The following is a 25,950-nucleotide window of genomic DNA, read 5'->3' as shown; positions in this document are numbered from 1 at the left end:
CTGCCCAGATATTGCTATACGACTGCTATGGATCGTTCAGATGCGATGACTTAACGTGAGCCGCATCCAATGACACTTCGATGCGTTCGGCTGTTTCATGGGCCGCTGGGAGTTGAGGATGAGTGGCACGGCAGCGCCCTCCCGCAAACAAAGGGGAGTGTCATTTTTTGGGCAGGCTGAATCGTTCCGGGACGTGTGGCCGCTGATCAGCGGGCATGTGGAGGACGTGTTCGACCGCGGGAAGTTCTCGCACGGCCGGAAGGTCGCCGAGTTCGAGCGGGCCATGGCCGCCTATACCGGGGCCCGGCACGCGATCGCGGTCAACAGCGGGACCGACGCGCTGATCCTCCTGCTGCGGGCCGCGGGCCTGGCCCCCGGCGAGGGGGTCGTCGTCCCGGCCTTCAGTTTCGTGGCGTCGGCCACCTCGGTCGTCCTGGCACGGGGCCGCCCGATCTTCGCCGACATCGATCCCGAGACGTACCTCATGGACCCCGCGTCCGTCGAGTCGGTGGTGACCGGCAGGACCCGCGCGGTCATGCCCGTCCACCTGTTCACCCAGATGGCGGACATGGACGCCCTGTCCGCGATCACCGACCGGCACGGGCTGCTGATGGTCGAGGACAGCGCCGAAGCCATCGGGATGCGCTGGAACGGGGTGCACGCCGGGCTCCTCGGCACCGGCGGCGTGCTGTCGTTCTTCCCGACCAAGACGCTCGGGGCGCTCGGCGACGCGGGGATGATCCTCACCGACGACGACGAGACCGCGCGCCTGGCGGGCATCCTCCGCCACCACGGCCGGATGGGCAAGACCATCGACCACATCGCGGGGATCTCCAACCTGTCGGGGATCTCCGGCACGAACAGCAAGATGGACGACATCCAGGCGGCCGTCCTCCTCGGAAAGCTCGAGAATCTGGACGCGCAGATCCGGCGCCGGGCCGAGCTCGCCGCCGCCTACACCGAACGGCTGCGGGACGCCCCGGGCGTCACCCGGGTACCGGTGATCGCGAGCCGGGAGGCCACGACGAACCCGGTGTTCTACGTGTACGTCATCGAGGTCGAGCGGCGGGACGACCTCGTCCGCCACCTGACCGAGCAGGGGATCGGCACCGAGGTGTACTACCCGATCCCGCTGCACCTGCAGCCCTGCTTCGCCGAGCTGGGGCACGTCAAGGGCGACTTCCCCCATGCCGAACGCGCCTGCGAGCGGACGGTGGCCCTGCCGTTCTATCCCGACATGTCCGACGCGGACGTCGACCTGGTCTGCGACGCCATCGGCTCGTTCTACGCCGGCCACGCCGGAAGGAGCGGCACGTGATCCCCTTCTTCCCCCCGGACCTGTTCGAGGTCGACCGCAAGGCGATGCTCGACATCCTCTACCAGCTCGGGACCTCGCAGGACGAGAAGCTCATCCTGGGCAAGGCGACCGCGGAGCTTGAGCGGGCCATCGCGGAACAGACGGGTGCGCGGCACGTCATCGCGTGCGCCAGCGGCACCGGCGCGCTCACGCTGTCGGTGCACGCCCTGGACATCGGGCCCGGCGACGAGGTCGTCGTCCCGGCGTTCTGCTGCCAGCCGGTGGCCAGCACCGTCGCCAACCTGGGGGCGACGGTCGTGTTCGCCGACGTCGACCCGCTGACGATGGTCATGGATCCGGGCCACACCGAAAGCCTCATCGGCGACCGGACGCGCGCGATCATGCCCGCCCACGTCTTCTCGATCATGGCCGACATGCCGCGCTTCCGGGAGATCGCCGAGCGCCGGTCCGTCGCGCTGATCGAGGACGCCGCCGTCGCCCAGGGGGCCGTGCTGGACGGGCTCCAGGCCGGCCGCTGGGGCGACCTCGGAGTCGTCTCCTTCTTCCAGGTCAAGGCGTTCGGCACCGCCGGCGAAGGCGGCATGGTCTTCACCGACGACACGGGCCTCGCCACCGCCGTCCGGCAGCTGCGCAACCACGGCCAGGACGGCGTCAACCGCTTCCTGCACCACCGGGTCGGCTACAACAGCCGGCTCGACGAGGCCATCGCGCGCTTCCAGCTGCACCGGCTGCCCGGCTTCGCCGGACGGCTGGAGCGGCGCGCCCAGATCGCCGACTACTACTCCGAGCGCTTCTCCGGGCTGGCGGACCGGGGGCTGACCCCTCCGCCGGCGGGCCGCAACGGGCGCTGCTACTACGTCTACTCCCTGCTGGTGGAGCGGCGTGAAGACCTGCGCGCCTACCTCACCGAGCGCGAGATCGGCACGCACATCTACTACCCGGTGCCGCTGCCGCGCCAGCCCGCCTTCTCGGCGATCGCGGCGCCCGGGCGGTCCTGGCCGAACGCCGAGCTGGTCAGCGCCCGCAACCTGGCGATCCCGATCTGGCCGCACCTGTCCGACGCGCAGGTCGAGTACATCGCCGACTCCGTCTGCGAGTTCTTCGAATGACTCCCGTGAAGGCCTCCGAGGGCACGCGCTACGTCTACGACTCCGGCTGGCGGCTCGAGACCCGGCGGCTGCTGGCCAACCAGGCCATCTGGGACCCGGGGACCATCCAGCACTTCGAGACGCTGGGCGTCGGCGAGGGCTGGCACTGCCTGGAGGTGGGCGGCGGTTGCGGCTCCATCGCCAGATGGCTCGCCGACCGCGTCGGGCCCGGCGGCCGGGTGGTCGCCGGGGACCTGGTCACCGAGCGCCTCGACTGGCTCTCCGAGCACGGCGTGGAGGTGCGGCGGCACGACGTGCGCTCCGACGACCTGCCCGCCGGGACGTTCGATCTCGTCCACGCGCGCATGCTGCTCCAGCACATGGCGGACAGGGAGGCGGTGGTGCGGCGGCTCGCGAAGGCCCTGCGCCCGGGCGGCGTGCTGTACGTGGAGGACACCGACCCCAGCCCCGTCTTCCGCGGGACGGTCCGGAACGACGCGCTCGCGGCGGTCAAGTCCGCGGGCTACCAGATCATGGCCCAGGCGGGGTTCGACGACCACGGAGGCCAGGGTGACATCACCGCCCTCACCCGGGCCGGGTTCACCGACATCGTGGCCGACGGCCGGGTGCGGGTGATCCGCGGCGGCAGCGAGGAGGCCGAGAACTACCTGCTGTGGCTCGAATACCTGGGCCCGAAGATGACGGCGGCCGGTCTCGTCTCCGGCGAGCAGCTCGCGGACGCCCGCGCGCTGCTGCTCGATCCGGACTATCACTGGCTGAGCCAGGTGATGGTCTCCGTCATCGGCCGCAAACAGGATCCGGGCCGATGACGGCGACCCGGTCCCTGAGCGGCAGGCTGAGCGCGTACGCGCGGCTGGCGAAGCTGGCGTTCTTCGACTTCTACCTCTCCAGCCTGGTGGCCTGGACGCTGATCGGCCGCCCTGACCGGCTGGGCGCGCGCGAGCTGGCGGTGCTGCTGCTCCTCACCCTCGCCTGGGTACTGACCGTCGCGGCGACGGTCGCCTTCGACGACGTGACGGGCTTCCGGGACGGCAGCGACAACCGCAACTACGCCCCGGACCAGGCGGCCCTCAGATCCGTCAAACGCAAACCGCTCCTGGTCGGGGAGCTGTCGGTGGCGGAGGCGGTGCGCTTCGGGTACGCGATGACGCTGGGCGCGGTCGTCCTGCTGGCCTCGGCGTTCGCGGTCGCTCCGCAGCGGCCCGCCTATGCCGCCGGGCTCATGGCGGTGGTCGTCGTGGGCAGCGTGCAGTACTCCTACGGCCTGCGGCTGAGCTACCGCTGGGGGCAGGAGATTATCCTCTTCCTCAGCCCCGCGCTGACGATCATCATCCCGGCCGCGCTGCTGACCGGGACACCGTGGCGCCTCGTGGTGCCGGAAGCGGTGCTGTTCGGGCTGTGGAGCGTGCTCATCTCCGCCTACTCCAACCTCAACGACATCGAAGGGGACCGCCTGGCGCGGCGGAAGAACGTCGCGACGGCCGTCTCCCGCCAGAACTACCGCCTGTTCCTCGCCGCGCTGCTGGCGGCCGAGCTCACCGCGATCGGCTTCGGCGCGTCGGCCGAGCCCCTGCTCGCCGTGGCGCTGCTGCCGCTGCTGGCGATGCGCTTCCGGCAGTTCCACGGCTGGTTCACCACCTTCAACGCGCTCGCCGCCCGCAAGCTCGGGATCACCGCCCTGCGGTGCGGGGTCGCGGGCCTGTGCGTCGCCAACCTGATCATCATTCGCTGATCCTCCTACCTGAGCGCCGTGAAGAGAGGCGACCATGTCCCGCAAGCGCAAGAACCCCAAGAACCTCGGTCTGCTCTTCGCGGCGCACCGGGGGGCGGCGGCGCCCGTCTTCGAGCTCAGCCGGCCCTTCGACCTGGATCCGGACGGCGGCACCACCTACACCGTCGACCGGCTCGCCGACCTGGTCGAGCGCGCCTCCGCCGGGCTCGCCGCGGCCGGGGTGGGGGCCGGTGACCGCGTGGGCATCTGCAAGTCCAACCACTTCGACGTGGTGCTCCTCGCCGCGGCGGCGGCCCGGATCGGCGCGCTGCCCGCGATGATCTCCCACACGGTGCGTCCGGCCGCGCTGCACGCGATGCTCGGCCGCCTCGAACCCACGGTCGTGATCGCCGGAGACGGGGTGCTGGAGCGCGCGGAGAAGGAGGGCGCCCCGCTGGACGGCGCCGGTCACCGCGTTCTCAGCGTCGGGGCGGGCACGGGGACCGCCGCCGCCCCGAGGCTGACCGGCCTGATGGACGCCACCGTCCCCCCGCCGCGTCCGGCCGCCGACGACGAACCGATGATCTGCACCCACACGTCCGGGACGACGGGCGTGCCCAAGCTGGTGGTGCACTCGGCGAACACCCTGGGCGGCGTCATCACCAAGCTCGAGACGATGCGCATCCCGTTCCTGTCCACGCGGCCGGACGACACCATCGCCGCGTGCATCGCCTTCGTCCACGGCCGCAGCGCGGTGTGGGCGTTCGCCCAGCTCGGCCTCCCGCCGGCCAAGGCCGTGGTGCTCGCCGACTCCGACCCGGAGAGCGTGGTGAGCACCCTGCGCGCCCACCCGCCGACCACGCTGGAGGCGTGCCCGAACATCTTCCAGCGGTGGGAGGCGCTGCCCGACGATCACCCGGAGCTGTTCGCGCGGATCCGCGCCTACGTCAACACGTTCGACCTCGTCCACCCCCGCACCGTCCGCACGTTCCTGGCCGCCGCCGGCCGCCGCGGGGTGGTGTGGGGGCAGAGCTGGGGCCAGAGCGAGACCGGCCCGGTCACCCTCGGCGTCTACACCAGGCGCTCGGTGGGCGACTCCGGCGCCGGCGCGGTGACGAGCGATGTCGGACGGCCGATACCGCTGGTCACGAAGGTGCGCGTGGTGGATCCCCAGACCCGGCGGCCGGTCCGGCGCGGGCGGCAGGGCATCCTGCTCGTCCGCACCAAGGGGCGGTGCCTCACCTATCTCGGTGAGCCCGACCGGCACGCCGAGAAGGAATGGGACGGCTACTGGAACACCGGCGACATCGGGGTGCGGACCCGGACCGGGAAGATCGTCCTGATCGACCGGGAAGTGGACGTCCTGCCGGACATGAGCGGCATCGAGGTCGAGAGCCTGCTGCTGGACCGGCTGCCGCACACCACCGAGGTCGTCGTCCTCGGCGTGCCCGGACGCCGTCCCGTACCGGTCGTCAGCACCTCCACCGGAGACCTGGACGCGGACGCGTGGGCCGCCGCGACCAAGGACCTCCCGCCGATGGAGGAGCCCAAGGTCATCGGGTGGGAGGAGTTCCCCCGCACCGGCACCTGGAAGGTGCGGCGGCCCGAGCTCAGGGAGCGGCTCCTCGGCACCTCCGAAACGTTCGGCACCGGAGCGTGGACGTGACGCGCGCGCCCGGTATCTGCACGAGAGGGAGTGATCGATGATGTCCGCCCCGGAGTTCTCGGACGTCTCCGAAATAGACCTGTCGAGCTTCGACTTCTGGAAGCTGCCGTACGAGGAACGCAACGCCGCCTTCGCGCTGCTGCGCTCGCAGGAGAAGCCCGCCTTCTTCGCCGAGCCGCACTTCCCGCTGATGAAGAAGGGCGCCGGCTACTACGCCCTGACCCGGTACGAGGACGTCGTCGAGGCCAGCCGCAACGCCGAGGTCTTCAGCAGCGAGCCGTGCGCCAACACCGTGGTGGACATGCCGCGCGTCACCGCGCGCTACTTCGGATCCATGATCAACATGGACGATCCGCGCCATGCGCGGATGCGGCGCATCGTGTCGCGCAGCTTCACCCCGCGCAAGCTCGAGGAGCTGGACGGCTACATCTCCGACACCGCCCGGCAGATCGTGGACCGGATCGAGACCGCCGGCTGCCATGACTTCGTCACCCAGGTCGCGGCGCAGCTCCCGGTGCGGGTCATCTGCCGGCTGATGGGCATCGACGACGGCCGCCACGAGGAGATCCTGGCGCAGACCAACGTCATCCTCGCCGGCTACGACCCGGAGTACCTCGGCACGGAGGTCGACCTGACGACGCGCTCCACGGTGCGGATGATGAAGAAGTGGTGGGCCGCGGGGCATCGGCTGCACCGCCTGGGGTCGAGCCTCGCCCGCGAGCGCCGCAGGGCGCCCACCGGCGATCTGACGTCGATGCTGGTCAACGCCAATATCGACGGGGAACGGCTGACCCGCCAGGAGCTGGGATCGTTCTTCATCCTGCTCGTGGTGGCCGGTGCCGAGACGACCCGGACGGCCATCGCCCACGGCCTGCGGCTCCTCACCGACCATCCCGGGCAGCGCGAGATCCTGCTGTCCGACCTCGACCGCCACCTGCCGGGGGCCGTGGACGAGATCATCCGCTTCACGTCCCCGGTCATCCAGTTCCGGCGCACCCTGACGCGCGACCACGAGATGAACGGCCACCAGTACCGCGCCGGGGACAAGGTCCTGCTCTTCTACCCGTCGGCCAACAGGGACGGCGCCGTCTTCGACGACCCCGACACCTTCGACATCACCCGGAACCCCAACCCGCACGTCGGTTTCGGAGGCCACGGCCCGCACTACTGCCTGGGCACCAACCTGGCGAAACAGGAGATCAAGGTGATGTTCCACGAGCTGCTCACCCGGTATCCCGGCATCCGCAGCGTCGGCGAACCCGACGGGCTCTGGTCGAACTTCGTCAACGGCGTCAAGCACATGAAGTTCGAACTCTCCTGATGGGACGGCGGAGCACCCAGCGCGAACGCCTGGTCGTCGTCGGGCAGGGCTACGTCGGGCTGCCCCTGGCGCTGGCCGCCGCGCAGGCGGGCTACGACGTGGTGGGCGTGGAGATCGACGAACGCCGCGTCGCGCTGCTACGGGACGGGCGCTCCCCGGTGACCGGCGTCGCGGACGAGGAACTGGCCCGCGCCGCCGCGGCCGGCCGGTACCGGGCCAGCGAGAACTACGCCGATGCCAAGGAGTTCGACATCGCCGTGGTCGCCGTCCCGACACCGCTCGCCGCCGGGGAGCCGGACCTGTCCCATGTGCGGGCGGCGGCGCACGGCCTGGCCCCCCACGCGCGCAGCGGTTGCCTGGTCATCCTTGAGTCCACCAGCTACCCCGGTACGACCGAGGACTGCTTCGGCGCGATCCTCGCCCGGGAATCCGGGCTCGCGATCGGGACGGACATCTCCCTCGCCTACAGCCCCGAGCGGATAGACCCTGGAAACAGCCGGTGGGACCTGCGGACCACGCCGAAGGTCGTCTCCGGCGTCGGGGAGCGGGCGGTGTCCCGGGCCCGGGCCTTCTACCAGCGGATCGCGGGGCCGACCGTGGTGGTCAGCAGCCCGCGCGTCGCGGAGGCGGCCAAGGTGCTGGAGAACACATTCCGGCACGTCAACATCGCCCTGGTCAACGAGCTCGCGCAGCATCTGCGCGAGCTGGACATCGATATCTGGGAAGTGGTCGAGGCAGCGGACACCAAGCCGTTCGGGTTCATGCGTTTCGATGCCGGGCTCGGGGCGGGCGGCCATTGCATTCCGGTGGACCCCACCTACCTCTCGTGGGTGGTGAAGAAGGAGCTGGGGAGATCCGTCCGGCTGATCGAGGCCGCCGACTCCATCAACCGGGGAATGCCGCGCTATGTGGCCGACCGCATCCAGCGCGGGCTGGCGGCGAGGGGCCGCGGGATCGCCGACGCCGAGATCCTCGTGATCGGGCTGTCCTACAAGCCCGACGTCGATGACGTACGCGAGTCCCCCGCGGTGCGGCTGGTGGACGAGTTGGCCGACCGTGGCGCGACACTCCGGCTGCATGATCCGCACGTCCCGCCCTCGGTGCGGCCGTCCGGAGCGCCGCGCGTCGAGCTGGAACCGGCGCAGCTCTCCTGGGCGGACTGCGTCGTCCTCGCGGTGCCCCACCGGCAGGTGGACCTGGAAACGGTGCTGGGCCATTCGGCCTACCTCTTCGACGTGACGGCCGCGACCCGCGGCCTGAGCGCCGGCGACAGAGAGTTCCTTTGACGATGTGGAGGCATATGGTTGCGGGCGGACGGGCGGTCGTACTCGGCGGCGGCATCGCGGGGCTGTGCGCCGCACAGGCATTGATGCGCCGTTTCGACGACGTCGTACTGGTCGAACGTGACCGCTTCCCCGATGGTCCGAAATGGCGCCGGGGCGTCCCGCACAGCGGGCACGCGCACAACCTCTTCCAGTCGGGGCTGGCGGCGCTGGAGCGGCTCTTTCCCGGCATCGAGGACGAACTCGTCGCGCACGGCATACGCCGGGTGCGGATGCCCGATGACGTCCTCCTCCTGACGCCCGGCGGATGGATGCGCCGGTTCGAGGGACGCCACGTGATGCTGACCGGAAGCCGCGAACTGCTCGACTGGGTGGTGCGCACGCGGATCGAGACGGGCGGGCGGGCCCGCATTCGCGACGGCTGCGAGGTCACCGGAGTCCGGGTCGACGCGGGCGAGGTCACCGGTGTCGAGGTCCGCGAGCGGAACGCCAACGGAGACGGCTGGGGCGAACCGGCGCAGCTCGCCGCGGATCTGGTCGTCGACGCGACCGGACGGCACTCCCGGGCCGCCGAATGGCTTCGGCGATGGGGATACGGCGTCCCGCAGGAGACCGTCATCGATTCCAGGACGGTCTACGCGACCTGCGTCTTCAAGCGGCCGGACACGCACGACGCCGACTGGGAGAGCGTGCTGATCCAGGCGACCACCGACGCCCCCCAGGCGGGGATCCTCATCCCGCTCGAAGGCGACCGGTGGCTCGTCTCGCTGGCGCTGGTGGGAGCGGACCGGGCCCCGGCCGGCGTGAAGGAGTTCCGCGAGGTCGCGGAGCGCATGCGCAGCCCGATCATCGCCGAGGCCCTGGAGAAGGCCGAACCGCTCACGCCGGTGAGCGCCTACGGGGTGACCGAGAACAGGTGGCGCCGCTTCGACGCCCTCGACGACTTCCCCCGGCGGCTCGTCCTCGTCGGCGACTCGGCCGGTTACCTCAACCCCTCCTACAGCCAGGGCGTATCGGTCGCGGCCCGGACGGCGGTGGCCCTGGACCGGGCACTGGCCGAGGCGCCCACGCTCGATGCGGCGGTGACCGCGCTGCGCGAGGAGGCCGGCAGGATCTTCCAGCCGGCCTGGAAGCTGTCGGTGGGATCGGACCTCAGATGGCTGCCCGCCGTCAGGCTGCCGCTGCGCGGCCGGATCCTCCAGTGGTACATGCAGCGGCTCGTGGAGGTGGCCGCACACCACAGAAGGACGGCGCTGGCGCTTCTGGACGCACTGCACATGACCGGGGCGGACACGGCTCTCTTCCATCCCGCCGTCGTGCTCGCCGTGCTGCGCGGCGCGCGCGGCGGCGACGTCTTCCCCACCCCGAAGCCGGTACGGCGGCCGGGCAAGCCAGGAGACCAGCCAGGAGACCAAGCCAGGAGGACGACATGACCGACCATGACGAACTGCTCGACCGCGCCCGGCGGATGGTGCCGGTCCTTGAGGAACGGGCGCAGGACGCGGAGCAGCGGCGAGAGCTGCCCGAAGCGACGGTGAAGGAGCTGGTGGACGCCGAGTTCCACCGCATCCTGCTGCCGCCGGAACGGGGCGGCTTCGGACTCGGCCTGGAGACCGCCTTCGCGGTCGGCGGCGAGCTGGCCCGCGGCTGCACGTCCACCGCGTGGGTGGCGACCATCTACATGATCCATAACTGGATGGCCGCCATGCTGCCCGAGCGCGCGCAGCGGGAGGTCTTCGGCGGGGCGGGCCCGGTGCTGCCCGCCGGGACGCTGGCCCCCACCGGCACGGCCCGGCAGGTGGACGGAGGCTACGTGCTGAGCGGGCGCTGGCGCTGGGGAAGCGGCATCCAGCACGGCACGCATGCGCTGGTCGCCGCGCAGATCGAGCTGCCGGAGAGCGCCATCGAGCGCCGGATGTTCCTGGTCGACGCCGCCGACCTCGTCGTCCACGACGTGTGGTTCACCAGCGGCATGCTGGCCACCGGCAGCAACGACATCGAGGCGCGAGAGGTCTTCGTGCCCGCCTGGCGCACGCTGCTCACGTCCGGGCTGCTCACCGGGGTGACCGCCGGAACCGAGCTGTACGACCTTCCCACCTACCGGATGCCGGTGATCCCGGCGATCGCCTTCTCGGCGGCCGCGCCGGCGCTCGGGACCGCGGAGGCGCTGCTCGGTTCCTTCGAGAACCTCATGCGCACCCGCCGCCTCGCCTACAGCGGCGCCCCGTACTCCGAGGTGGTCGGCGCGCAGCTGCGGCTCGCCAAGGCCACCGCCGAGCTGCGGGCGGCCCGCCTCCTGTTCGACGACACCGTCCGCTGGGTCCAGGACACCTACGCGGGCGGGGCCGCGCTCGACCTCGACGGCCGGGCCCGCTGCCGGCTGATCGCCGCGCACGTCACCGACGTGGCCGCTTCGGCGATCAACCTGCTGGCCGAGGCGTCCGGTGCCAGCAGCCAGTTCCTGCACTCGCCGTTCCAGCGTGCGCAGCGGGACGTCAACACCATCAAGAGCCACCTGGTCTGCGACGTCGACGGGGCCCGCGAACTGTACGGGAAGGTCCGCATGGGGTTGGACCTCGTCCCGGGCACGCTGGTCTGAGCGAGAGGGGAGCAGGCGTCAGTCCGTATCGAGCACCCATTTCGCCACCAGCAGCCGGGAGGAGCAGTCCAGCTTTTTCATGATCTTGCGCAGGTGGTTGACCACCGTCCATTCGGCGATGCCGAGCCGGCGGCCGATCGCCCGGTTCGTCAGCCCCTGTGAGACAAGCCTGGCGACCTCGAACTCGCGAGGGGTGAGCGGTGCATGGCTGCGTCGGCCGGGTAAGTGCTCGTCGCCGTCCGGGGTCATCCACAGCAGCGCATCGGAAAAGACCTCGGTCACCGGCGAATATCGGCTTTCCGCCACTTCCCGGCTGAAGGCGACCACGCCGATCTTCTGCTTGACCCTGCCGGTGATCTCGCCGACCCTGGCGCTCTCCGGTAGCGGCGCCGCGCGGTCGTCATTCCGGCCGGCGGCGTCCTCGCGGGCGGCGAGCGCCGCGGCGAGGACCTTGGCGGTTCGCTGCCACTGCGTGATGCTCGTGGAGACCCGGGGGAGCAGCACCGCCACCAGTTCGAGGCCGGTGATGATCTCCTCCCGGTCGGCCGGCCAGCGCAGGAACGACAGTGCCTGGGCCAGCCGGCCTCTGCCGCCCTCCAGGTCTCCGGATTCGACGGCCGACTCGGCGAGCACGAACAGCGAGAGCGCGGCCGCCGGGCCGTCGCCCGCGTCGAGGGCGGCGCGCAACGAGCGTTCACCGAGCGCCTCGGCCTGTTCGAGGTCCTTTTCCAGCAGCCTGACCTTCGCGAGATCCCTGAGGGCGTGGTGGTGGCCTGGGAACGGGGGATCGGCCTGGATCGCCGTGCCGAGGTGGTGCTCGGCGGCGGGCAGGTCGTCGACGGTGAGAGCGACTCTGCCGAGCAGCGCGTGGCAGCGCCCGATCTCGGCCTGATCATGGAGGCGTTCGACGGTGGCGAGCGCGTCCAGGAGCCGGCGCCGGGCATCCTCGGGGCGGTGGGCCAGGTCGAGTGCGCCGAGAAGCTGTAAGGCCATCGCCTTCTGCAGGGCGGGGCGGGAACCGCGGCTCAGGGCCGCCTCAAGAATTCTCCGCTCGTCGCAGGCGGCCAGTACCGAGGTCGAACATCCGCGGAGCAGATGCAGGAGCCGGACGGCACCGCAGTGATCGCCGAACTCGATGAGGAGCCGGCAGCATTGTGAAAGGTCGTCGCGGTAGCGGGCCAGCCTGTCCCGCCAATACCGGCGCTGCCCGCTCGCCGCGGCCGCCTTCTCTGCGATCTTGTAGAAGTAGGCCACATAACGTCGTGCGGCGGCCGTGTCGGCCGTGCTGGTGGTGCGCTTGGCGATATATGCGCGCGTGGTCCTGAGCATGGAGAACTCAAGTTCCCCGTCCGCGCACTCGGTCAGTAGCAGCAGGCTCTTGTCGAGCAGGTGCTCGATGACGCGGTAGAAGGGGCCCTGCCCGGAACCGACGACGGACTCCGCGGCCTCCAGAGTGAATCCGCCACGGAACATCGTCAGTTTTTCGAGGACCGCGAGCTCGCCGCCCTCAACCCCCAGCAGGCTCTTTTCCAGTGCCGCCCCGAGACTTGGGTACTTGTTGCTGAAAGCCCCGCACGACCCACCGGGTAACTCGGCTGAGTCCCGGTGCACCTGGTCGTGGATATCGTTCGGACTGAAGATTTTCACGCGGGCCGCCGCCATCGAGAGGGGAAGCGGCAGCCCGTCCAGCTCGCGGCATATCTCCGCGACACTGAGGGCGTTCTCGCCGGTCAATCTGAAATCGTGCCTGGTGGCCCGCGCGGCGTTGAGGAACAGCGCCACCGAAGGAGAGCCGGCCACTTCGACGAAACCGGCGTCGTGCGCCGGTACGGCGAGTGGTGCCAGCCGGAAGACCAGCTCGCCGCAGATCCCGAGCGGTTCGCGGCTGAAGGCCACGATCTTCAGGTCGGTGCGGGTGCCGAGCATTCTTGCGATGACGCCGGATAAGGCGGCGGCATCTTCTTCGCAGTGGTCGATCAGTACGAGGTTCGCGTGCAGGGGAGCGGGGCCGAGAAGATCCTCGGTACCGTCGCCCGCCCCGGCGTGGGCGAGATCGTAGAACCGCACGTCGCCGCAGGCGGGCTCCTGGCCGAGGTCGCTGACCAGCTGGAGCGCCAAGCGCGTCTTGCCGACCCCGACCGGGCCGGTCACGGTGACCAGGCGCGAGGTGGGCGCCATGATGATCTTCTTGAGGTCGGTGAGCTCGCGTTCCCTGCCGACCATTGTGGGAAGCCAGTAGGGAATGGTCTGTGTGTTCGTTCTAGAAGTCGTTCCCGCCGTGCCCGCGTACTTCGACGGCTCGGTCTCATTTCCCCGGAAAAGCATTGTCATCCGTCCCCGGATCGCCTGGGAGTTAGGTGAGATTCGCTTTTCTCAACCGTTCGCCATCGGGGGAAGCAGGTGCAGCTCTACGGCCACTCGCCGTTGGACGGATGAGAGTGCAGATCACCTTCTGTGGCGCCCCAAAGATGACACGGGAAGATCTAGACCGTCAATATCGCGATGCGGGCCGGGCTTCGCGCCGGTACAGTTCGGGACGGTGAATAGAGCGGGCGTGGCGGTGAGATCATTGAGGTCGGTTCGGTCTGCTTTTTCGATCAAGGAACTGGTAGGCTTGTATTTGGCCGCCTGAATTCGGGGGTTCTGGGCGGCCGGAAATCGTCATGCAAGCGTAAGAGTGATCCCTAAGCGCGGCAGGGCCTGGCGATCAAGAGCGAAATGTAACGTTCCAACGAAACGTGCCCGAATGGCGTGCCCGTTCGGTGATCGAAGAGGTGTTGTCGATCAGGACAGGGGAGTGCAGACTTATCGTGGCATGAAGCCGAGCATGTCCGCAAACGTTTGGGCATTGGTGCTCGATCAGGTCGTATCAGGGGTCCGGCCGGCCCGCCGTGCGGATGCCGGCAATGTGAAACGTCCGGTGAGGTGCAGTGATGGCACGGGTGACCACTACTGGCCTGCCGGACGTTCAACTTCGTCACCTTGCGGTATTGACAGGACTTGTTATCTTTCGGGGACAGACCGAAACATGACGCATCTCTGTTTGGGGTTTGTTGATGATACGGGGACGAGCAGATGATCAATTGGAACGCTCGATGACGGGGGATCCTCCGGATCTGGATGGCGTCGCGTGGGAGACCGGGGTCACGGGTGTCCGCCCGGCCGACGGCCGGCTTCCCGACCAGGTGGAGTCCTTACTGCAGGATGTGCCGATCGACCGGCTGCCCAAACAGACCTTTCTCATCGCCGACCTGGTGTGCGCCGACACCGTCCGGCTGGCCGGCCAGGACCAGGAGCACGTGCGCCTGCTCGCCGAGGTGGAGTGGGAGCTGCCGCCGATCCTGGTGCACCGGCCGACCCGGCGCGTGATCGACGGCGCCCACCGCATCAGCGCCGCGAAACTGCGCGGAGACCGGGACATAGAGGCCCACGTGTTCGACGGCGACGAGGCCACGGCGTTCGTGCTCGCGGTCCGCGCGAACACCGAGCACGGCCTGCCGCTGACCCTGGGCGACCGCGTCGCCGCGGCCACCCGCATCCTGCAGCTCTACCCGATGTGGTCGGACCGGGCGGTCGCGCGCGCCACCGGGCTCGCCGCCAGCACGGTCGGCCGCATCCGCAAGCGGTCGATCGCACGGAGCGAGCAGCCGATCGTGCGCCTCAGCCGCGACGGGCGCGTCCGGCCCCTCAACGCCGCGGAGGGCCGCATGGTCGCCGGCCGGCTGATGACCGAGGCGCCGGACACGCCGCTGCGCGAGATCGCGCGGCGCGCGGGCATCTCGCCCGCCACCGCCAAGGACGTGCGGCGGCGGCTCGCCGAGGGCCGCGACCCGGTCCCGCTGAAGCAGCGCCGCGCGATCGTCCCGGCGCAGGACCGGGTGCGTCCGCGGGCCGAACTGCGCAGCGGGCAGCCGCCACGGCCGACGGGCGCGCTGCTCGACCGGCTGCGCCGCGACCCCTCGCTGCGGTTCAGCGACGCGGGGCGCGAGGTGCTCAAGCGACTGGGCGAGATCACCTCCAGGCTCGACGAGCTGCCGAGGACCATGAACCAGCTTCCGCCGCACAGCACCGTGCTGGTGACCGAGCTGTTCTCGTCGCTCGCGCGCAACTGCGAGCTCATCGCCGACGACCTGCGCAGGCGGTCGGTGGCCGACGCGCGGTGACGAGGCCCGCGGCCGCCGCCGCTCCGGACGGCGCGCACGCGAGTGCCGGTGACGGTGCCTAGGACAGGGCAAGAGGAGGCATGGGATGTGGAAGAGGCCGTTGGCCGTTCCAGCCGTCGCCATCGCGGCGGTGCTGGCGGTCTCAGGATGCGGAGGGTCCTCCGGTGAGTCGGGAGACGATCGGAAACTCTCCGTCGGTCTGGTACCGGTCGCGGACGTGGCACCCATCTTCATCGGGATCAGCAAGGGCTTCTTCAAGAAGGAGGGCCTGGAGATCGAGACCCGTTTCGCCGCCGGGGGCGCCGCCATCGTCCCGTCGGTGATGGGCGGTGACTTCCAGATCGGCTACTCCAACAACGTCTCCCTCATCGTCGGCCATGCGCGGGGGCTGCCGCTCCGGGCCGTCGCGCCCGGCTACAAGGTCGGCACCACCGACGGCTCCGACCCGTGCCGGGTGATCGCGGCCAAGACGAGCGATGTGCGGCGGCCGAGCGACCTTCAGGGCAAGTCGATCGCGCTGAACACGCTGGCCGCCATCGGCGAGGTCACCGTCAGGGCGTCCCTCGCCAAGCAGGGCGTCGACCTCAACACGATCAAGTTCACCGAGATCCCCTTCTCCGACATGAACGCTGCCCTGGCCAACAAGCGCGTCGACGCGGTCTGGAACTGCGAGCCGTTCGTGACGCAGGCGGTGGCCGCCGGACACCGGTCGATCATGTCGAGCATGGTCGGGACGCAGCCGGGCCTGCAGATCACGAGCTACTTCACCAAGAACTCCTACGCGGAGAAGAACAAGGCGACCGTCGAACGCTTCACCAGGGCGCTGGCCGCGGCGACGGCGTACGCGCGCGAGCACCCCGACGAGGCCCGGACGGAGATCGCCCGGTTCGCCGAGATCCCGAACACGGTGATCGGGGACATGACGCTCCCGACCTGGACCGAGACGATGGACCCCGGCAGCTTCCGCCTGCTCGGCGAACTGTCCCACAGGTACGGTCTGATCAAGAAGCCGGCGGACGTGAACGACCTGGTCTCGAAGTGACCCGGGTGGGGATCGGCCACCCCGGCTCCGCGCCGCCGCCGCCCCGGAGATCGCAGGGACGGCCGTCCCGCGCCCGGGTGCCCGCGCGGCCGCGCGACGGCCTCGCGCGGTCCCGCCTGGTGGAACGGTCGTACGGGGCGGTCGCCGTCCTGCTCGTGCTGGCCGCGTGGGAGACGGCCGCCCGCACCGAGCTGCTGCCCCGCCGCTACTTCCCCCCGGTGTCGGAGGTGCTCGCCGCGCTCGCCGGGGACCTCGGCACGGCGTCCTTCTGGACGGCCGCGGGCGCGACCCTCCAGGGCTGGGCGTTCGGCCTGGCGCTGGCGGTGGCGATCGCCGTCCCGCTCGGGCTCGTCCTCGGCGCGTCGCGGACCGCCTACGCCGCCGCGCGCGGGGTGATCGACTCGCTGCGGCCGATCCCGTCGGTGGCGCTGATCCCGCTGGCGATCACCGTGTACGGCGCGGACCTCGGCGGCAAGGTGTTCCTGGCCACCTTCGCCGCGACCTGGCCGCTGCTCATCCAGATCATCTACGGGACGCGCAACGTCGATCCCGTCGCCCGCGACACCGCCCGCGTGTACGCGCTGAGCCCGCTCGCCCGGGTGCGGTGGCTCGTCCTGCCGAGCGCCCTGCCGTACGTGGTCACCGGCCTGCGGCTCGCCTCGGCGACCGCGCTCATCCTCGCGGTGACCGCGGAGATCGTCATGGGCGCGCCGGGCCTCGGCCGCGCCATCGAGCTCGCCCGCTCGGGCGGGTCGGCGGACCTGATGTACGCGCGCATGATCGCCACCGGTGTGCTGGCCCTGGTGCTGAACACGGTGTTCACCAGGACCGAGCGGGCGATGGTGCACTGGCACCCCGCCCGGCGCGACGCGGAGCCCGCGACATGACCGCCGCCCGGCTCCGGCCGCTGCTGACCGTTGTCGTGCTCGCGGGCGCGTTCGTCCTGTGGTGGGTGCTGTCCGCGGGCAGCGAGGTCTACTTCCTCCCGCCGCTCTCGGAGATCCTCGACACCTTCCTCGACACCTGGGTGTTCGAGCGGGTGGCCGAGGACATGCTGCCGAGCCTGGCGAGGATGCTCGGCGGCCTGGCCATCGCGACCGTCCTCGGCGTGGCCGGCGGGCTCCTCCTCGGCAGCGTGCCGCCGGTCCGGCGCGCCTGCGAGCCGATCATCGAGTTCATGCGGGCCATGCCGCCCCCGGCCCTCATCCCGTTCGCGCTGCTGGCGTTCGGGATCGGCGACGGCATGAAGGTGTTCCTCATCGCGACGGGCTGCATCTGGCCGGTCCTGCTCAACACCATCGAGGGCGCCCGCGTCCTCGACCCGCTCCTGCGGGACACGGCGCTCTCGTTCCGGATGACGCGGAAGGACCGCATGCTCCTCGCCATCCTGCCGACCGCGGCGCCGTACGTCTTCGCCGGATTGCGGACGAGCGTCCCGCTCGCGCAGATCATGATGGTGATCAGCGAGATGGTCGCGTCCACCGACGGCATCGGCTATTCGGTGCTTCAGGGGCAGCGGCAGTTCGCGTACGCGGAGATGTGGGCGGGAATCTTGCTGCTCGCCCTGCTCGGCGTCATCCTGAACGGCGGCCTCACCCTTCTCGAACGGCTGGTGTTCCGTTCGCGGTGGCCTTCCGGGAGTTCGGTGACCTCATGACAACGGCCGAATGTGAACCTTGACGTTGGCAGGGGTGAATGCGCGATGAACGCGGCCCTCGAACTGGAACAACGCGCCCGGCGGGAGCCGTTCCTCGACCGTCCGGCGTTCTACACCGGCGACCGGACGTGGACGCACGGTGAGGTGCACCGGCGGGCGGCGTGCGCCGCGGCCGGTCTCGCCGCGCGGGGCCTCACCGCGGGCGACCGGCTCGTGCTGCTCGCCGACGACGGGATCGGCCTGGTCGCGACCTTCCTCGGGGCGGCCCGGCTGGGCGCGGTGACGGTGCTGGCCAACCCCTCGCTCACCGCCGCCGACCACCGGTATCTGGTGGCCGATTCCAAGGCGCGCCTGCTGGTGACCGACCTGCCGGGAGTCGACGCCGGAATCAGCTCCGTCCATCCTGACGAGCTTGTCGCGGCTTCCCCGGGGGACGGGCACGCGGCGGCGGACCTCGGCCCCGACGCGCCGCTCTACGTCCAGTACACCTCCGGCACGACCGGGCGGCCCAAGGGCGCGGTGCACCGGCACGGCGACCTGCTCGACTACCACCGGCTGGTCGGCGGACCGGTGCTGGGCGTCGGGCGGGACGATGTCCTGCTGAGCGTGTCGAAGATGTACTTCGCCTACGGGCTGGGCAACTCGCTGGCGTTCCCCCTGGCCTCCGGGTGCTCCGCCGTGCTGTTCCGGCACCGGCCGAGCCCGGCGGAGGTGGTGGAGGCGGTCGGCCGGCGCGGGGTGACGCTGCTGTTCTCCGTCCCGAGCTTCTACGCGCGGCTCCCCGACACCCTGCCGGACGGCCCGGACGAGCGGCTGCGCTCCCTGCGCGCCGCCGTGACCGCGGGCGAGGCGGTGTCGCGCGAGCTCCTCGACGCCACGAGCGCCCTGCTGGGCGTCCCGCTGTGGGACCAGATCGGCGCCACCGAGGCCGGTCACGCCTTCTGCTCCAACGGCGTGACGGGGAACGCGCCCGGCACCCTCGGCCGCGCCGTCCCCGGATTCGACCTGGAGGTCCGCGGCTCGGACGGGAGCGTGTCGGCGGACGGCGAGGTCGGCGAGCTGTGGGTGCGCGGCCCGACCGTCATGCCCGGCTACCTCGACGCCCCGGAGGCGACGGCGCGGGTGCTCGTGGACGGCTGGCTGAACACTCGCGACCGGGCCCGCCGCCGTCCGGACGGGACGCTGGAGTACCACGGCAGGACCGACGACATCGAGGTCGTCGGCGGGATCAACGTCCACCCCGCCGAGATCGAGCGGGTGCTCCGGCGGCATCCCGACGTGCGCGAGGCGGCGGTGGTGGCGGTCGGCGACGCGACCGGCGCGACATCGCTGCACGCCTTCGTCGTCCCGGCGCGGGACGTGTCGCGCGACGTGCTCCAAGACGAGCTGCGCGCCCTGGCGAAGGAGCGGCTCGCGCCGTTCAAGGTGCCCCGGTGGGTCCGGCTGTGCGAGGCGTTACCGCGCACCCCGTCGGGAAAACTCCAGCGCTTCAAGCTCCGCGACGAGTCCCACCGCTGAAGGGGCGTCGTGGCCGTCGATCGTGAGTGGGTGTTCAAGTGTTCGGAAGAGACACTTGAACACCGGCACCGGCCTCGGCGGTGTCGCCGAGGATCTCAGTCCGAGAGATGGGTGAACAGGTCCGCGCACTCGACGGCGAGGCGTTCGCGCTCCGGGCCGAGCCAGCCGGCGAGGTCGCCGAGCATCTCATCGAAGCGCCCGGACGGTTCCCGCGCGGCCTCGTCCACCCGGCCGAGGGCGTCCGCCAGCGCCTTCCGCGCCTCGCCCGCGTACGGGTTGGCGGCCTGCACATCGCGGTAGACCTCCGGCGTTCCCGAGACCACGCGGGCGAGCAGCGCGAGCATGGCCCGGTGCGGCGGGGGCGCCGCCCGGGTCAGCGCCCCGGCGTCGGCGCCGAGCAGCCGCAGCGCTCCGCCGAAGGCCAGGATGCCGGCGTGCGTGGCGACCTGGAGCGCGGCCGTGAGCCGGTCGTGCTCGCCGATCTCGACGGGGACCAGCCGTCCACCGGCGTCCTCGATCAGCGTCTCCAGGCGGTGGCTGCGCGGCCCGCCGCGCACGCGCGACACGAGGACGGGCCTGCCCGGGAAACCGAGCGCGGGGGCGAACATGGGGTTCACGCCGAGGGCCTCCAGCCCGTGCTCCGCGGCGCCGCGCGCGAGCGCTCCGGCGACCGCGCTCTTGACCGACAGCGTCTCCACGAGCACGGCCCCGCGCGGCATGTGCCGCGCCGCCGCCTCCACCGCCGCGACGCCCGCCTCCTCCGGCAGCGCGACGATCACGGCGTCCGCCACGGCCAGCTCCGCGGCCAGCCGCGGGTCCGGCCGCCGGGCGTCCGCCTCCAGCGCGGACGTGCCCGGCACGGGCACCCCCGGACGGAGATCGGCCAGCGTGACGGTGCCCTCGCCGCGCAGCAGGTCCGCGAACAGCCGCCCGACCGCGCCCCGGCCGCCGAGGATCACGGACCGTGCAAACGGGGCCTTGAATGCCGATCCTGCTGGTCTTGGTGAGCCTTCGGACATATGCGAGACTCTAATCGCCGCCGGGCAGGGGGCCTATTGCGCGGACGCTATTTTCCGGCCGACCGCAAATTCGCGAAGGGACGACGATGAGCGAGTCCGAAACTCCCGAACTGGCGCGACTTCGCACCGAGATCGACCGTGTCAATGACGCGCTGCTCGCGTTACTGCTGGAGCGCAACGAGCTGTGCCGGAAAATCGCCGAGCACAAGCGCGACCACGGGATTTCGATGATGCAGCAGGGGCGGCTTGACGCCCTGCAGGAGAAGGTCCGGGAGTTCGCCGCCGAGAACGATATCGACCAGGCCTATCTCGAAGAGATCTTCGACGCCGTCACCGCTGAGGCGTGCTGGCTGGAGGACACGATCATCGGCCCGAGCGAGGGCGAGGACGGCCGCAGCGCCCTGGCCGGCCGGACCCGCCGGATCGACCACGTCGCCATCGCCGTCGAGAACATGGACGAGGCCGTGGCCATGTTCGAGCAGCGGTACGGCTTCTCCGTCGCCGACCGCCAGAAGGTGGAGGGCGACTTCACCGGTATGACCATGGTGACGATGCGCGCGGGACGGGTCACCGTCGTCCTGTGCGAGGGCGACTCGCCGAACTCGAACGTCCGCCAGTACATCGACCACTACGGCCCCGGGGTGCAGCACGTGGCCATCGAGGTGCGCGACCAGCCGGGCATGGTGGAGGACCTGACCGCCCGGGAGGCGAACCTCCTCACCGGGGTGATCAGCTCCCCCGGCCTCGACCAGACGTTCACCAAGCGCGACGCCAACACCGGCATGCAGTTCGAGTTCATCACCCGGACGGACAAGACCGGCTTCAACAACGTCAAGGAACTCTTCACCGCGATGGAGCGGGAGAACGTCTTCTAACCCTCGCCCGGCCCGTCAGGGTCCTCGGTGGTGAGGGCGCGCAGCACCGTCAGGGCGTCGTGCAGCGCCTCCACGTCGTGGGTCCGGATGTAGTCGATCCCCTGTGAGGCGGCGAAGAGCTCGGCGGCGAGGGTGGCGGGCCCGACACCGGCGATGTCGCGTCCGGTGAGCGCCCGCAGGAACGACTTGCGGGACGGCGACACCAGCACCGGCAGGCCGAATCGCTCCCTGAGCCGCCGGATCCGGGCCAGCACGGCGACCGACGGCTCGGCGTTGCTGCCGAGGAAGAAGCCGAGCCCGGGGTCGATGACGAGCCGCTCGGACGGGACGCCCGCCGCCCGCAGCTCGGTGAGGCGCCGGTCGAAGAAGCGGTCGATGCCCGCCCACACCTCGGCCGGGTCGGTCTCCACGATCGTGGCCGGGCCCCGGCGCTGGATCGAGTGCATGACGACGAGCGTGCACTCGGACTCGGCCAGCGCCGGGTAGAGGTCGGCGCAGGGAAAGCCCTGGATGTCGTTCAGGTAGGCGGCCCCGTTCTCGATCGCGAAGCGCAGGATGTCCGGGTGGAACGAGTCGACCGAGACGGGGATGTTCTCCTCGGCCAGGCTCGCCATCACGGGCGCCAGCCGCTCCCGCTGCTCGGCGGCGGTGACCGGCTCGGAACCGGGATGGCTGGCGGCGGGGCCGAGCTCGATGATGTCGGCGCCGCCCGCGCGCAGGTCGTGCGCGTGCCGCAGAGCCTTCTCGGGGGCGAGGTGCAGGCCGCCGTCGGAGAACGAGTCCGTTGTCAGATTGACGATTCCGATGAGGCGCGGGCCGTCCGCCGAGCCGGGGAAACGGGGTAGGTCGCTCATAGCCATGCCTCCAGGGTTTCGGCACCCAGGCGCACGGCACGACATCGCGGAAGGGGCCGCTCCCTGATGGTCGGTTCCATCCTCACACGCCAGTCACGGCCCGGCGTCAGAGTAGCAGCACGCTCTCGGGCCCCGAGGCGCTCGCGCCGGCCGTTCCCGGCGGATCGACGACGAAGCCGATCTCCAGCGCCGCGGCGTCCGCGCGCCGGGCCGCCTCGCCCGGAGTGCGGCCGGTGGCCGTCACGTAGCCGGTGACGTCGGCGATGTTCTCCGGCGGGCGCACCCGGGCCCCCGGTGCCACGTAGAAGTCGACGTCGATGACGCCGGGCATCGCCTCCGCCTCCGCGTGGCCGCGGACGGCGCTGAGAACCCCGCCCACCGGGCTGGTCAGGTAGCGGACCGCGGCGGCGCCGTCGCGCCGGACGGTGAGGTCGGCGGACCGGCCCGCGTGCAGCCGGATCGCCTCGCGCAGCAGGTTCACCCCCTGCGCCTCGTGGATCAGCCGGGTGATCTGCGCCCCGGCCAGGCGGGCGTTCACCTCGATGAGCACGGGGCCGTCGGCGGTGACGCGCACCTCGACGTGGGCCGCGCCGAAGTCGTGGCCGATCGCGCCGAGCGCCCGGACGGCGACGTCCGCGCAGTCGCGCCGCACGTGCTCGGGCAGCAGGGAGGGGTAGGTCTCGCCCAGCTCGACGAAGTGCGGGCGTCCCCCGAAGAGCCCGTCGGTGACGCCGACGACGTGATGCCCGCGGCCGGTGTGGACCACTTCGACGCTCACCTGGTAGCCCGGCGCGTACTTCTCGACCAGCGCGCCCGGGGGGCGCGGGTTGCCCCTCCGGTCGGTGCCGGCGGCGGCGATGGCGGCGTAGTGTTCGGCCGCCTCCTCGGGGCCGGCGCACAGCCGCACCCCGATGCCCCCGGCCTCGCTCAGCGGCTTCACGACGCAGGCGCCGCCGAGCCGCGCCGCCGCGCTCCGGGCCTCGGCCGCCGACCGCACCCAGGCGTGCTCGGGCACGGGCACCCCCGCGGCGGCGCAGAGCCGCCGGGTCCGGTGCTTGTGCCGGGCGTTGCGGGCGGCCGCGGGGGACAGCCCGGGCAGGCCGAGGGCGCTCGCCACGTCGGCGACGGTCACGACGCCGTACTCGGTGATGGAGAACACCCCGAGCAGCCGTCCCGACGCCTGCGCCTCCGCCAGCGCCGCGACGACCCGCGCGGGGTCGGAGATATCGGTCTCGATCACCTCGTCGACATATTTGTCAACGCTCTCCGCGGACACCGCGGAGGCGAAGTATTCGGCCAGGTCGTTGGTCACGAATAGGGGCCGCAGTCCCAGCTCGTGACAGGTCTTGAAAGGGTCGAAGGCAAAGGGTTGCAGACGGCCGTGTTCGATCACGACCAGCGTGTCCGCGATTTTCATGCACACCCCGATGGGACGAGAGCCTGTAATGCGATTGACTGCACTCGGTGTCCTGTCGGATTCTAAAGCCTGTCGACAGGTGGTAGGCCCCACCCCGAACACGAGGCCCGTCAGGTCGATGGCAACCGATCTTCGCTCGGATATGTTCCACCACCCCCGTCCACCGGACGGATGGACTCTCCAGAAATTGGTCGGCTATGATTCGCAGCCTGCTCATCGACAACTACGACTCGTACACTTATAACCTGTTCCAGCTGATGGCTCAGGTGTACGGTACGGACCCGGTCGTCGTGCGCAATGACGATCCCCGATGCGTCGAACTCGCTCAGGAGCTGGGGGCCGTGGTCATCTCGCCGGGCCCGGGGGACCCGCGCGACCCGCACGATTTCGGCATGTGCGGCGACGTGATCCAGCATGCGCGAGTGCCGATACTGGGGGTCTGCCTGGGGCATCAGGGAATCAGCGCGAACTCCGGCGCCGATGTGACCCGTGCGCCGCGCGCACGCCATGGTTTCGTGAGCACGATCCGGCACACCAACGACGAACTTTTTCACGGAATCCCGCAGGATTTCGCCGCGGTGCGTTACCACTCACTGTGCGTCCGGGAACCGTTGCCGCCCGAACTCGAACCGCTCGCGTGGGCCGAGGACGGTGTTCTCATGGCACATCGTCACCGCCGGCTTCCGTTCTGGGGAGTGCAGTTCCACCCGGAATCGGTGCTCACCGAATACGGCTGCCGGCTGCTGTGGAACTTCGGCGAGATCGTCGCCTCGCACCAGCGGCGGCCCGGTGCGCTGTCCACCGGTAAACGCCGCTACACCGCACATACCCGCAAGATGCCTCTCCCGGCCGGCGGCGAGGAGATCCACGCGGCATTGTTCGGCGGTTCCGAGCACACCGCATGGCTGGACAGCGCGCGCCCCGCGCCGGGGCTGGCGAGATATTCCTACCTCGCCGAGGCGTCCGGCGAACTGGGCGAGGTGCTGACCTACCGGCTCGGCGACGAGCGGGTGCGGGTGGAGAAGGTCGGCGGTGCGGTGGGCCGCGTGCCCGGATCCATCTTCGAGGTGCTGGACAAGGAGATCGGCCGGCGGGCCATCAGCGCCCCGCAGGTGCCGTTCGACTTCACCGGCGGGTACATCGGCTATTTCGGGTACGAGCTGAAGGCCGAGTGCGGATCCACCGCCCGGCACGCCTCCGAGCTGCCGGACGCGGTCTGGATCTTCGTGGACCGGCTCGCGGTCATCGACCACGCCGCCGGAACGCTGTGGCTGGTGGCGCTCAGCGACACCTCACCGCACTCGGAGGAGGCCGCCCTGCGCTGGCTGGAACTCGCCGAGGTCGCCCTGAACGCCGCCGAACGTCCCGCCGACCGGGAGAGCGTCGACCGGGAGCCCGGCGGCACGGACGCCGCGGCGGCGCGGTCGGCCGCCGCGCGGGCGGCGGCGTTACGCACGGTCGTGGAGGACGGCCTGGTCAGGAACCGGGGCCGGTACCTCGCCGACATCCGGCACTGCCAGGAGAAGCTGCTGGCGGGGGAGACCTACGAGGTGTGCGTCACCAACACCGCGGTGCTGCCCCGCGAGGACGATCCGCTGCGCTTCTACCTGCGGTTGCGGCGGCGGAACCCGGCGCCGTACGCCGCCTACATCGCCGCCGGCGGGGTGCGCATCGCGTGCTCCTCCCCGGAACGCTTCCTCAAGATCGACAGAAGCCGGGTGGTCGAGAGCAAGCCCATCAAGGGCACCCTTCCCCGGGGCGGGACGCCGGAGGAGGACGACCGGCTGCGCGCCGAGCTGGCGGCCGACCCCAAGACGCGCTCCGAGAACCTGATGATCGTCGATCTGCTCCGCAACGACCTCGGGCGGGTGTGCGTCCCGGGAAGCGTGCACGTGCCCAACCTCATGCAGGTGGAGTCCTACACGACCGTGCACCAGCTGGTGTCGACGGTGCGCGGCCGGTTGCGCGAGGACATGTCCGTGATCGACTGCGTCCGCGCGTGCTTCCCTGGCGGGTCGATGACCGGGGCGCCGAAGCTGCGCACGATGGAGATCATCGATGAGCTGGAGACGCGCGCCCGCGGCCCCTACTCGGGCACCATCGGCTTCCTGAGCTGCGACGGGACCGCCGACCTGAACATCACCATCAGGACGGCGGTGTTCACCGACTCCCACCTGCTCGTCGGTGCCGGCGGCGCGATCGTGCTGGACTCCGACCCGGCCGCCGAGTACGAGGAGATGATGCTCAAGGCGATGGCGGTGGCGAACGGGCTCCCCGACCGGGTACCCGCCCCGCAGGCGGCGACGGAGAATGGCACGGCCCGCGAAGAGAGCCCCGTCCGGGACGAGAGCCCGGCCCGTGGAGAGAGGGAGGTCCGCCCGTGACCGTGACGGCGGCG

20 protein-coding genes and 1 riboswitch are annotated in these 25,950 nt (G+C 70.8%); of the genes, 16 read left to right on the top strand and 4 right to left on the bottom strand.

The features are described 5' to 3' along the window. Window positions 1-193: 193 nt before the first annotated feature. From E1264_RS04335 to E1264_RS04295, 9 genes are read left to right on the top strand one after another with little or no spacing between them, the layout of a single operon-like run. Complete coding sequence (locus E1264_RS04335) at window positions 194-1,318, top strand: DegT/DnrJ/EryC1/StrS family aminotransferase (RefSeq protein ID WP_243710739.1); 1,125 nt, start codon at window positions 194-196, stop codon at window positions 1,316-1,318. Further along, window positions 1,315-2,427 carry a DegT/DnrJ/EryC1/StrS family aminotransferase gene (locus tag E1264_RS04330; RefSeq protein WP_243710738.1) on the top strand — a complete coding sequence of 371 codons (1,113 nt, stop codon included), beginning with the start codon at window positions 1,315-1,317 and terminating at the stop codon, window positions 2,425-2,427. Before E1264_RS04335 ends, E1264_RS04330 begins: the two co-directional genes overlap by 4 nt. A gap of 5 nt (window positions 2,428-2,432) precedes the next feature. Further along, window positions 2,433-3,236, top strand: coding sequence for a class I SAM-dependent methyltransferase (locus E1264_RS04325; protein ID WP_165963988.1), 804 nt, complete (start codon window positions 2,433-2,435; stop codon window positions 3,234-3,236). Beyond that, window positions 3,233-4,159: a UbiA family prenyltransferase gene (locus E1264_RS04320; protein ID WP_132169775.1), complete on the top strand. Its 927-nt coding sequence runs from the start codon at window positions 3,233-3,235 to the stop codon at window positions 4,157-4,159. The genes E1264_RS04325 and E1264_RS04320 overlap by 4 nt, the downstream gene beginning before the upstream one ends. A gap of 34 nt (window positions 4,160-4,193) precedes the next feature. Continuing rightward, window positions 4,194-5,804 carry an AMP-binding protein gene (locus tag E1264_RS04315; protein ID WP_132169773.1) on the top strand — a complete coding sequence of 537 codons (1,611 nt, stop codon included), beginning with the start codon at window positions 4,194-4,196 and terminating at the stop codon, window positions 5,802-5,804. Between the two features lie 37 nt (window positions 5,805-5,841). Then, complete coding sequence (locus E1264_RS04310) at window positions 5,842-7,125, top strand: cytochrome P450 (protein WP_132169771.1); 1,284 nt, start codon at window positions 5,842-5,844, stop codon at window positions 7,123-7,125. Continuing rightward, entirely contained in the window at window positions 7,125-8,411 is a 1,287-nt protein-coding gene (locus tag E1264_RS04305; RefSeq protein ID WP_132169769.1) for a nucleotide sugar dehydrogenase, read from the top strand. Before E1264_RS04310 ends, E1264_RS04305 begins: the two co-directional genes overlap by 1 nt. A gap of 14 nt (window positions 8,412-8,425) precedes the next feature. Beyond that, entirely contained in the window at window positions 8,426-9,841 is a 1,416-nt protein-coding gene (locus E1264_RS04300) for an FAD-dependent monooxygenase (RefSeq protein ID WP_165963987.1), read from the top strand. After that, complete coding sequence (locus tag E1264_RS04295) at window positions 9,838-11,007, top strand: acyl-CoA dehydrogenase family protein (protein ID WP_165963986.1); 1,170 nt, start codon at window positions 9,838-9,840, stop codon at window positions 11,005-11,007. The genes E1264_RS04300 and E1264_RS04295 overlap by 4 nt, the downstream gene beginning before the upstream one ends. Before the next feature lie 18 nt (window positions 11,008-11,025). Here the strand turns inward: E1264_RS04295 and E1264_RS45865 are convergent, their stop codons facing one another. Next, entirely contained in the window at window positions 11,026-13,230 is a 2,205-nt protein-coding gene (locus E1264_RS45865; RefSeq protein WP_279489749.1) for a LuxR C-terminal-related transcriptional regulator, read from the bottom strand. 872 nt (window positions 13,231-14,102) lie between these two features. Here E1264_RS45865 and E1264_RS04285 point away from each other — a divergent pair. From E1264_RS04285 to E1264_RS04265, 5 genes are all read left to right on the top strand, one after another. Then, entirely contained in the window at window positions 14,103-15,170 is a 1,068-nt protein-coding gene (locus tag E1264_RS04285) for a ParB/RepB/Spo0J family partition protein (protein ID WP_165963985.1), read from the top strand. A gap of 85 nt (window positions 15,171-15,255) precedes the next feature. Beyond that, window positions 15,256-16,212 (top strand): ABC transporter substrate-binding protein, encoded by a 957-nt coding sequence (locus E1264_RS04280; RefSeq protein ID WP_132169759.1) that lies wholly within the window; start codon window positions 15,256-15,258, stop codon window positions 16,210-16,212. After that, window positions 16,209-17,099, top strand: a complete 891-nt coding sequence (locus E1264_RS04275; protein WP_207935707.1) for an ABC transporter permease — start codon at window positions 16,209-16,211, stop codon at window positions 17,097-17,099. The genes E1264_RS04280 and E1264_RS04275 overlap by 4 nt, the downstream gene beginning before the upstream one ends. Next, window positions 17,096-17,869 carry an ABC transporter permease gene (locus tag E1264_RS04270; RefSeq protein WP_132169757.1) on the top strand — a complete coding sequence of 258 codons (774 nt, stop codon included), beginning with the start codon at window positions 17,096-17,098 and terminating at the stop codon, window positions 17,867-17,869. Before E1264_RS04275 ends, E1264_RS04270 begins: the two co-directional genes overlap by 4 nt. A 45-nt stretch (window positions 17,870-17,914) precedes the next feature. Further along, a complete protein-coding gene (locus E1264_RS04265; RefSeq protein ID WP_132169755.1) occupies window positions 17,915-19,387 on the top strand; it encodes an AMP-binding protein in 1,473 nt (490 codons plus the stop codon). A gap of 95 nt (window positions 19,388-19,482) precedes the next feature. On the opposite strand, the gene E1264_RS04260 is transcribed toward E1264_RS04265, so the two are convergent. Next, window positions 19,483-20,346 carry a prephenate dehydrogenase dimerization domain-containing protein gene (locus tag E1264_RS04260; RefSeq protein ID WP_165963983.1) on the bottom strand — a complete coding sequence of 288 codons (864 nt, stop codon included), beginning with the start codon at window positions 20,344-20,346 and terminating at the stop codon, window positions 19,483-19,485. 146 nt (window positions 20,347-20,492) lie between these two features. Here E1264_RS04260 and E1264_RS04255 point away from each other — a divergent pair, with 146 nt between their 5' ends. Next, the gene (locus E1264_RS04255; RefSeq protein WP_132169751.1) at window positions 20,493-21,281 is read left to right on the top strand and encodes a chorismate mutase; all 789 of its coding nucleotides are present in this window, start codon (window positions 20,493-20,495) and stop codon (window positions 21,279-21,281) included. Here E1264_RS04255 and folP read toward each other — a convergent pair. Together folP and E1264_RS04245 are read right to left on the bottom strand one after the other, a co-directional pair. After that, on the bottom strand, window positions 21,278-22,135 hold the full coding sequence (gene folP / locus E1264_RS04250; protein ID WP_132169749.1) for a dihydropteroate synthase: 858 nt from the start codon (window positions 22,133-22,135) through the stop codon (window positions 21,278-21,280). The genes E1264_RS04255 and folP overlap by 4 nt on opposite strands. 16 nt (window positions 22,136-22,151) lie before the next feature. Continuing rightward, window positions 22,152-22,242, bottom strand: a riboswitch (ZMP/ZTP riboswitch). Further along, window positions 22,242-23,552, bottom strand: coding sequence for an ATP-grasp domain-containing protein (locus E1264_RS04245; RefSeq protein ID WP_132169747.1), 1,311 nt, complete (start codon window positions 23,550-23,552; stop codon window positions 22,242-22,244). It overlaps the preceding riboswitch by 1 nt. 197 nt (window positions 23,553-23,749) lie before the next feature. Between E1264_RS04245 and pabB the strand changes: the two genes are divergently transcribed. After that, on the top strand, window positions 23,750-25,936 hold the full coding sequence (pabB, locus tag E1264_RS04240; protein ID WP_132169745.1) for an aminodeoxychorismate synthase component I: 2,187 nt from the start codon (window positions 23,750-23,752) through the stop codon (window positions 25,934-25,936). The last annotated feature ends 14 nt before the right edge of the window (window positions 25,937-25,950 follow it).

Source organism: Actinomadura sp. KC216 (assembly GCF_004348535.1).
Lineage (GTDB): Bacteria > Actinomycetota > Actinomycetes > Streptosporangiales > Streptosporangiaceae > Spirillospora.
Note: the sequence above shows the minus strand (reverse complement) of the source record. Positions and strands in the feature narration are given on the sequence as shown.

Bases quoted from the DNA above. Each gene is read 5' to 3' on its own strand.
- E1264_RS45865 (WP_279489749.1), bottom strand. From the start codon at position 13,230: ATGGTCGGCAGGGAACGCGAGCTCACCGACCTCAAGAAGATCATCATG.
- E1264_RS04315 (WP_132169773.1), top strand. From the start codon at position 4,194: ATGTCCCGCAAGCGCAAGAACCCCAAGAACCTCGGTCTGCTCTTCGCG.
- folP (WP_132169749.1), bottom strand. From the start codon at position 22,135: ATGAGCGACCTACCCCGTTTCCCCGGCTCGGCGGACGGCCCGCGCCTC.
- E1264_RS04310 (WP_132169771.1), top strand. From the start codon at position 5,842: ATGATGTCCGCCCCGGAGTTCTCGGACGTCTCCGAAATAGACCTGTCG.
- E1264_RS04295 (WP_165963986.1), top strand. From the start codon at position 9,838: ATGACCGACCATGACGAACTGCTCGACCGCGCCCGGCGGATGGTGCCG.
- E1264_RS04255 (WP_132169751.1), top strand. From the start codon at position 20,493: ATGAGCGAGTCCGAAACTCCCGAACTGGCGCGACTTCGCACCGAGATC.
- pabB (WP_132169745.1), top strand. From the start codon at position 23,750: ATGATTCGCAGCCTGCTCATCGACAACTACGACTCGTACACTTATAAC.
- E1264_RS04285 (WP_165963985.1), top strand. From the start codon at position 14,103: ATGACGGGGGATCCTCCGGATCTGGATGGCGTCGCGTGGGAGACCGGG.
- E1264_RS04270 (WP_132169757.1), top strand. From the start codon at position 17,096: ATGACCGCCGCCCGGCTCCGGCCGCTGCTGACCGTTGTCGTGCTCGCG.
- E1264_RS04245 (WP_132169747.1), bottom strand. From the start codon at position 23,552: ATGAAAATCGCGGACACGCTGGTCGTGATCGAACACGGCCGTCTGCAA.
- E1264_RS04300 (WP_165963987.1), top strand. From the start codon at position 8,426: ATGGTTGCGGGCGGACGGGCGGTCGTACTCGGCGGCGGCATCGCGGGG.
- E1264_RS04280 (WP_132169759.1), top strand. From the start codon at position 15,256: ATGTGGAAGAGGCCGTTGGCCGTTCCAGCCGTCGCCATCGCGGCGGTG.
- E1264_RS04265 (WP_132169755.1), top strand. From the start codon at position 17,915: ATGAACGCGGCCCTCGAACTGGAACAACGCGCCCGGCGGGAGCCGTTC.
- E1264_RS04305 (WP_132169769.1), top strand. From the start codon at position 7,125: ATGGGACGGCGGAGCACCCAGCGCGAACGCCTGGTCGTCGTCGGGCAG.
- E1264_RS04320 (WP_132169775.1), top strand. From the start codon at position 3,233: ATGACGGCGACCCGGTCCCTGAGCGGCAGGCTGAGCGCGTACGCGCGG.